This window comes from Cupriavidus necator (genome assembly GCF_040578825.1).
Taxonomy (GTDB): domain Bacteria; phylum Pseudomonadota; class Gammaproteobacteria; order Burkholderiales; family Burkholderiaceae; genus Cupriavidus; species Cupriavidus necator_E.
Genome location: NZ_JBEFLI010000129.1, coordinates 1 through 8,535, shown reverse-complemented (window position 1 = coordinate 8,535; position 8,535 = coordinate 1). Strand labels below are relative to the sequence as shown.

The following is an 8,535-nucleotide window of genomic DNA, read 5'->3' as shown; positions in this document are numbered from 1 at the left end:
ATCGCGAGCAGCTCACATCGTTGATGACGCGTCGACGGCAGTTGCTGGAGATGCGTGTGGCGGAAGGCAATCGGTTGGAGAAGGCGTCGGCACAGGCCGCACGTAGCATCCGCGCGGTGATCCGGACGCTGGACAAGCAGATCGGCCAGATCGACAAGGATGTGGACTGGCACATCGAGAAGCACTTCAAGGACCAGCGTGCGCTGCTTGAGGCAGTCAAAGGTGTCGGCGCGGTAACGACCATGACGTTGCTGGCGGCTTTGCCGGAGTTGGGCAAGCTGGGGCGAAAGGCCATCAGCAAGCTGGTCGGCGTTGCACCGCTGGCCAATGATTCGGGCAAACGGCAAGGTCCGCGACGCATCTGGGGCGGACGTGGCGAAGTGCGCGCGGTGCTGTACATGGCCACGCTGTCGGCTAAGCGCTACAACCCGGCCATTGCTTCGTTCTACCAGCGTCTGCTCGCGGTCGGCAAGCCTAAGAAGGTTGCCATCGTCGCCTGCATGCGCAAGCTTCTGACCATCCTGAATGCGATGGCCAGGGACGGCGCAATGTGGGACCCGACTAAGCATGCTATGCCGTCCGTCAAACCTTGACTTTAAACACAGTTGCTCTCCCGCTTGCGGGAGAGGGGCGGGGGGACCAACCGCCGCCCCCAAATCGAATCACGGAGAACCACACCATGCTGAGCTGGGACGACGACGTTCAAGCCACCCCGCAAGCTGCTCCGCAGCCTGCCCTCCAACCCGCTGTGCCCGCCACCACGGCCGACCAGCAAGGCGTCCTGCCGCCCGCCGCCACGCAGCCCGGCATCCTGGGCAACAACCCCAACGCCGCCGCCGCGCAAAACAACCGCCGCGTCAACGCTGCCGACAAGCGCGTCATCAACGGCTCCACCGACGTCAACCAGCTCGTCCCGTTCAAGTACAAGTGGGCGTGGGAAAAGTACCTGGCCGGCTGCGCCAACCACTGGATGCCGCAGGAAATCAACATGTCGCGCGACATCGCGACGTGGAAAGACCCCAACGGCCTGACCGAAGACGAGCGCCGCATCATCAAGCGCAACCTCGGCTTCTTCGTCACCGCCGACTCGCTGGCCGCCAACAACATCGTGCTGGGCACCTACCGCCAGATCACCGCGCCGGAATGCCGTCAGTACCTGCTGCGCCAGGCCTTTGAAGAGGCCATCCACACGCACGCCTACCAGTACATCGTTGAATCGCTGGGCCTGAACGAAGCCGAGATCTTCAACGCGTACCACGAAGTGCAGTCGATCCGCGACAAGGACGAGTTCCTGATCCCGTTCATCGACACGCTGACCGACCCGTCGTTCAAGACCGGCACGCCGGAAAACGACCAGAAGCTGCTGAAGTCGCTGATCGTGTTCGCCTGCATTATGGAAGGGCTGTTCTTCTATGTGGGCTTCACGCAGATCCTGGCGATGGGGCGGCAGAACAAGATGACTGGGGCGGCGGAGCAGTATCAGTACATCTTGCGGGATGAGTCGTTGCACTGCAATTTTGGTATCGACCTGATTAATCAGATCAAGCTGGAGAATCCGCATCTTTGGACGGCGGAGTTTAAGGCTGAGATTACGGAGTTGTTCAAGAAGGCGGTGGATCTGGAGTATCGGTACGCTGAGGACACCATGCCGCGCGGCGTGTTGGGTCTGAATGCGCCGATGTTCAAGTCTTACCTGCGCTTTATCTGCAACCGCCGTTGCCAGCAGATTGGTCTTGATCAGTTGTTCCCGAACGAGGAGAACCCGTTCCCGTGGATGAGCGAGATGATCGATCTGAAGAAGGAGCGGAACTTCTTTGAGACTCGGGTTATTGAGTATCAGACGGGTGGGGCGTTGAGCTGGGATTGAGTAGAAGAAGCGCTCACGGACATATAAGTTGAGATTTCGGACACTCAACCTGAGACCAGCGGACATTGCTGGCGAGATTTCGTGGCTGGTTTCAGAACGCGTTGAGAGTGCGCGGTGGATTTAGGCGTCACCCCCCTTCACTTGGAGGTATTTTGAATAACGTTCAACAATACGGTCTAGGTTCTCTAGTGAATTCAGGTGCAAGGGGAAATGATAAAGGAATCGCCCGTGCTTCTGACCTTCTTAGAGACGCGGCAGTTCGTCAAGGTGAGGCTCAGGTATCCGGACTTCGCAGAGGGGCCACGGAGGCACCGTGGGGCTTAGGTCTGGGAATGACACCACAATCAGTCGGGGTACAGGGGGGCGGGCCCGGCCTAGGAATGGCACCGTCTGCATCACTCGGGCTTAGAGGTGGGCTCGGTCTGGGAACGGCGCCTGTCGAATCGACCCTTCTAACTGGCATGCCGGTGGGGCGGCAATGGCTTTACGTAACACAGCGCTTTCAGAAATTCCAAGAAAATATCACGCTCACGCCTAGGCAAATAGCGGACGGTGAAACAAAGTATAAAGGTGTAGTCTCGTGCTTGAATGCAGTTTATTGGGGCCACAATGCGCAGACTGAGAACTCGTTCTCCATCGGCTCATGGGCGAAAGACACGCGAACTAGACCCCCCCGCGACGTTGATCTGTACTTCATCCTTCCACTCGAGGTCTACCACAGGTTCGAGGCGTACCGCCCAGGCGTGAACAAACAGTCGGCTTTGCTTCAAGACGTGAAGTCAAAGCTGCTCGCAACGTACCCGCGAAGCGAAATCAAGGGTGACGGGCCCGTGGTAATCGCCCGATTCGACAGCTATAACGTCGAAATCGTGCCCGCGTTCCTGTTCGACTTCGATGAACGTTCGTTCTACGTATGCGACACCAAGAATGGCGGGATGTACCGGAAAACAATGCCATTGCATGAAGTTGATGCAATCAACGCAGCGGACACCCGCACTAATTCGAATGTGCGGCGCTTTGTTCGAATGCTCAAATGCTGGCAAGTCAACTGCTCAGTGCCAATCAAATCTTTCCATATTGAGCTGCTTGCTATCGAGTTCCTCGACCAATGGCAGTATCGACTACAAAGTTATTTCTTCTATGATTGGATGTGCCGTGACTTCTTTGGATGGATGATAACCAAGGTGAATACGCACCTGATGGCGCCCGGTACTCGCGAGTGGATGTGGCTCGGAGACACCTGGAAGACCAAGGCGGAAAGTGCTTATAGCCGTGCCGTGAGGGCTTGTGACTATGAGCTAGCTAATAACATGGTTGGCGCGGGTGATGAATGGCAGAAGATTTTTGGTACGGACATTCCTAAATACATCTAATGGATCAACGCGCACGAGAAATTCTCGCTGAGTGCAGGCGGCAGCACGAGTCGTGTGTTTACACCACTGCTGCAGTGTACTCATGGTTGAAAGAGGTGCGTGTTTATCGCATTGCATTCATTACTCTTCCGATTGTCTGCGGGTCCATTGCGAGCGCGAGGGTCCTTGTCAAAGACCCAACCTTTGATTGGCTCGTTGCTATTGCAGCGCTAGTGGCTGGACTTTTTCCCGCTATTTTCAAGGCACTCGACCTCGACGTCAGTCTCAAGTCGATGTCCGATTCTGCGCACCGCTTTGAAACCCTGCGTGATAGGTTCCGGCAGGCGGCACTCATTGGTGCCACAAAACCGCTGCCTGAACTTGAAAAAGAGTTCACCGAATTGATGGCGCGCATGGATGAAGCGCGCAACGGAAGCCTCGCTATTCCCGAGCGTCACTTTAATAAGGCGCAGAAGAAGGTCAGAAAAGGTCACTATGATTTCGCGGTGGACGCAAGCTGAAACAATACCGAAGCTGTCGTGCAGACATAACGTCCACCTAGCTACGGCGCCTCGCGTAGCCAAGGCCACTCACTCCTCCTCTTCAATCGCTTGAGCAGCAGCCAGAAGCGATTGCAGTCCACTCGAGCATCTTTGATGCTGGCTGAGTTGGCTTGATGGTTATCAACTACACTCGGTGATCCATAAATCTACTAGACGCATCGTTTTGGCCACTGTCGCGATTATTTTATTTCAAGGAATAGGATGACGCTTCTGAGCGATGAGGAACTGACTAACATTGCCAACAATCAGTTCACTCTCGAATTTCTGCGGGCGAAGTTGGTGCAGCAAGTGGCGAAGGATCCCAAGACCTACACCGGGTCTGGCGGAGTTTCCCAAGCGAGCGACGGCACGCTTGAGCTAAAGATGTACTGCCCTATCGATTCAGGATCGACGCTTATAGAAGAGTTCGGCGTCGATGGCATGGTGCCTGGTCAGTTGATCGGTCCTGAACACTACTTTGCCTTTGAAGGGATGGATTTCTCGGGGCAGTTTTGGACAGCAACGAATGTTTGGGTTGGCGCGGACGTCAGCTTCCCTGCGTCGGGCTGTATCATTCGATCCAAACTCCGGTCTATCGAGAATTGCAGGGAAAGACCCGTTGTCGCCGGTTCCAGCAGGAAGATACTAGTTGTCCCAGGTATTTATAAAATTCCGTTTGTCGGTGCTCAACCCGGTACGATGGAACCCGGATTCTCAACTTGCACGATCGACTTGGGTGCTGGCCGTACTTGCCAAATTAAAACTCGGGCAAAAGCTCTGATTATTGACATCGTGCTACAAGGTGAGGATCCAGAGAAGTATCCGAAGAGAGTGGTCGAGGCCATAGGTATTGCGGTGGGTGCCCACTTGGTCCCGCATGCCGAGATAACGGCCGCTGAAAATAAGCGCGTCCAGACTGTGCATCGCCTTGATGAAGACGCAAGCGAGTATTTTCGGATAATGCCGCCAATTCCTGGTGGAACCCCTGAGGACTTTCCTGATTTCCAAACCTTTGTTTGTGCCTACGTTGAACATTTCCATGAGCCGTTCTCGCAATTGGCCGGATTCTGGTACCGGATTCTTGTTGCGTTCCATAGCGGCCTCGAAAACCAGGCACTCGTGCTTAGCACCGCAATCGAAGGAATACTGAAGGCATCGTTCCCCGATGAAGGAAAGCCTGACGAAGAGTTCCTCAAGCAAATTAGCCAAGCAGTGCCAAAAATAAAGGAGCTTACGCTCGGGGCACGCGCTAGAGAGCGAATCCTCGGGGCACTCGGAAATGCCAAGTCGTCGACTCCCAGTAATGCCTTGTACGCCCTCGCGAAAGCCGAAAGGATTCCACAGCAACTGGTATCAATTTGGAAGGGACTCCGCAACAAGTCGGCGCATGCCGATGAACTGAAATGGTCTGATGCTCAGACCCAACCGTTCATCGATGATCTCTACGCATGTCTTGAGCTTTTCTACCGGCTCATCATGATCCGCATTGGCTACGAGGGGGCTTTCACCCAATACTCCAGCCATGGGTGGCCAAAAGGAAAGCATTTTGTTTTCACCTGAATCATTTACATGCAGCAAAGAAAGGGGACAGATCTATTTCAAGATCTAGGTCAGAAATGGTTCCGTCCCCTTAGTCTCGTCCCCACAGTATGGCTGCGACTAAAAACCGCAGGTTTTTGGTATCTCACTCGTTCGTGGTATGGCGCTTTGCTTAACAAGGACGGAAAATTGATAGACCTCCGTTAAGCTTGGGCGTGCTTTCCGCCAAAAGGTGTGGCGTGAGGCTGCGCATTGACTCGGTAAACCAGCATCGACGAAAACGATCGTGAAAAGACAACCTGACAAAAAGGCGGTGGCGAAAGCTATTTCTAGCATCTTCGTGGAGAAAGAGATGCCAGTTGATGTTGGAGTAGTTGCGAATTCTGGTGCCGGAACTATGCCGAATGTAGATCCTCAGCGTTTAGATGACTCCGGGATGGTACCCACGAATGCTGCTTGTGGTCCCGCAGAGCGGCAACAGGATTGGAGTGTTGAAGAGATAAAGAAGAAAGTTTCGGAGTTAGCCAATCAAGGTCGGCTCTCGAGTGATGTGTTGAATTTGATATGCAAGGATGGGGTGTGTGCCCCTGTTGAGTTCGAGTTGTTGGATTACAAGGAGGATTTTGATAACTCGCCTTATGGGAAGGGTAAGTTGATTCTCAGGGTGGTGAGTTTTTTCAATTCGTTTGGCGGTTATCTGATCTTTGGCGTTCGCGAGACTGAATCGGAATTGCGTTTCGATGTCGTCGGCGCAAATCCCGTCGGTCTTGATGTTGAGAGTATCAAGGCATCAATAAAGGAATACACCGGGGAGCGTATTCAAATTTCCGCCATGTCGCTCGATGCGGTACGTGCGGATGGCATTTTGGTGAAGCTGTGGTTGTTGCATATTCCGCAAAGACCTCAGTCGACTCCGCCGTTGCACTTTCTCAAAGATGGGCCGGGCAACGATAGAAAGAAGCCCGTTTTCACGCGAGATTCAGTCTACTGCCGCCGGGCGGATGAATGCGTTGAGGCAAAGGGGCCAAGGATTCTTGATTTAAACGGTGATCGAAAGAATCCATATCTCGAGCAATCGAATACGCCGCTCACGGGGCTGTTCCGGGTCAATAGAATTCATCATAACCTTCCAGACAGAAATTTCATCTGCCCGAGATTTGTTGGTCGTGATGCCGTAGTAAATACCCTTTGGCGTTGGCTGGGTGATGATTTGTCCTACGTTAGAGTGTTAGCCGGGGAGGGTGGTCTGGGGAAATCTAGTATTGCGTACGAATTTGCCGAGAGAGTATCGGAGACGCCTAACGTTCCATTTGAGCAGGTGGTGTGGCTGACTGCGAAGGAACGTCAATTTAAGGCCTTTGATGATCAATATGTCCGAGTGCCAGAGCGACACTACACCTCGTATGAAGAGCTTCTTGTGGCTATATGTAAGAGGCTGCCGTTTACAACGAATGAGGTCGAAGGTGCATCTGTTACAGAGTTGAAGCGAATGCTAAAGAGAGGGCTTGTTGAGACGCCTTCTCTACTTATTGTCGACGATGTGGATTCGCTGACCGCTGAAGAGCAGCGACAAGTGTTAGAACTTGGCATGATGCTCGGGAGTAACAATTCTCGCATTCTATTGACTACTAGATATAATCAAAGCTTTTCCAATGATAATGTAATTAAGCTGTCTGGATTTTATCTGGCGGAAGAGTTTCCCCTCTATCTGGAAGCCTTGAAAGAGCGTCTGCAGTTCCCCGAGTTGTCAGCTAGTGAAATCGAGAAGATTCATGCCACAAGTGGGGGCAGCCCCTTGTTTGCGGAATCTTTGCTCCGACTTTTGCGATGGCATAACGTGAGCGATGCGATTGCACAATGGAAGGGAGACCGCGGTGCCGCCGTACGAGCGGCAGCGCTTAAGCGAGAGATCGAGCTTCTTTCTCCTGAGGCGCAACGGATACTGCTTACAGTGGCTCTGTTGGGGGAAGCCTCAACAGTCGAACTTTGTGAGGTACTCGGTTACCCTGGCGAAATTATTGAGAGCGGCCTCAGCGAACTTGTCTCACTTTTTTTGGTTGCAGCTCCCGCCCTTGCATCAGTTCCTCGGTTCCGCATTCCCGACAACACTCGCCGACTTGTCGTTGATCCGACTTCCACGCTGGTCACCGACAGGGCTAGGCTTGAGCGAGATATCCTTGCCTTCCGAAAGAAGGATGAACGCACGCCAAATCGCGACCGGCGGGTCGCAGCAGCCATCTCGCAAGCAGCCTCTTTTGTAAGAATCGGCGATATCAATTCGGCCCTGGCAACGATAAAGGATGCTCGAAGAAAAACGCAAGATCACTATGACTTGCTTAGTTATCAGGCCACGCTGCATCTTAAGGAGGTGCCGCCGCAAACCGCGAGCGCCAGAACACTCGCAAGGAAAGCCTATACAGCCGGTTGCCGGAAGGCGGAGGTACTTGAATGCTGGTTCGAGGCTGAATGGATGGAGGAGAACTATATTGGAGCGCTGGAGGCTGCAGAGGCCGCACTGGCAAATAAATCCTCCGGTATGCAGGACTGGGTCGTAAGAAAATCTGCAGCGCTGGCCAGTAAGGCGTCCGACCAAGCGAGAACCGGCTCAGTAGGAAACGCTGTCACGACGATGTGTGAGGCCAGCGAAGTACTAAGGCAAGGGTTATCTCATTTTCGCCGTGACGACGCCGCTGAACTCGAATCTCGTCAAGCGGATATGCATGATCAAATTTGGCTTTGGACTAGCGTTGAGGAACAGGGGCTCGGTCGTACCGTTGCGCAACTAGATGTCCTTGAGAAGTTCTGGCGGCTTGGCGACATCCGTATTACAAATCTACGGCGCATGCTATCAGCGATGGATGGGATGGCATCAAATCTAAACAGGGGATTTAGCTCGATTTCTGGCGCGCAGAAGAATCTATGTTCCCAAATACTATCTCGCGGTGAAACGCTGCTGGGTAGCAGACGTCGTCGTTTCCCATCCGACAGCCGCCACAAGGCGATAGAGACCTCTTGGGAGGCTTTGAGGACTAGGGTAGACGATATTCTTGCTCGATCGAATTCTCGGCCTACTGCTAACCAAGTACTGAATGGCTAAGCGGATTGCAGCAAAGAAAGGGGATAGATCTATTTCAATATCTAGTACAACATCCCCTAAATAGGTTTAATAATTATCGGGCTGCAAATACGGCTGCAGGAGCGCGACGACCACCTGGGCCATCTCATCGAGCGAGCC

The 8,535-nt window shown here is 53.4% G+C and carries 6 protein-coding genes; all 6 read left to right on the top strand.

Annotated elements, in window-relative coordinates:
* On the top strand, positions 1–593 hold a 593-nt coding region (locus AB1I47_RS32750; protein WP_354687810.1), incomplete at its 5' end, for a transposase.
* An 86-nt stretch (positions 594–679) separates the two neighbouring features.
* A complete protein-coding gene (locus AB1I47_RS32745) occupies positions 680–1,867 on the top strand; it encodes a ribonucleotide-diphosphate reductase subunit beta (RefSeq protein WP_354687809.1) in 1,188 nt (395 codons plus the stop codon).
* Positions 1,868–2,199: 332 nt separating this feature from the next.
* Positions 2,200–3,240 carry an SMODS domain-containing nucleotidyltransferase gene (locus AB1I47_RS32740; RefSeq protein ID WP_354687808.1) on the top strand — a complete coding sequence of 347 codons (1,041 nt, stop codon included), beginning with the start codon at positions 2,200–2,202 and terminating at the stop codon, positions 3,238–3,240.
* Between the two features lie 86 nt (positions 3,241–3,326).
* Positions 3,327–3,740, top strand: coding sequence for a hypothetical protein (locus tag AB1I47_RS32735; RefSeq protein ID WP_354687807.1), 414 nt, complete (start codon positions 3,327–3,329; stop codon positions 3,738–3,740).
* Between the two features lie 243 nt (positions 3,741–3,983).
* Entirely contained in the window at positions 3,984–5,321 is a 1,338-nt protein-coding gene (locus AB1I47_RS32730; RefSeq protein ID WP_354687806.1) for a hypothetical protein, read from the top strand.
* Between the two features lie 265 nt (positions 5,322–5,586).
* Positions 5,587–8,397 (top strand): NB-ARC domain-containing protein, encoded by a 2,811-nt coding sequence (locus tag AB1I47_RS32725; protein ID WP_354687805.1) that lies wholly within the window; start codon positions 5,587–5,589, stop codon positions 8,395–8,397.
* The last annotated feature ends 138 nt before the right edge of the window (positions 8,398–8,535 follow it).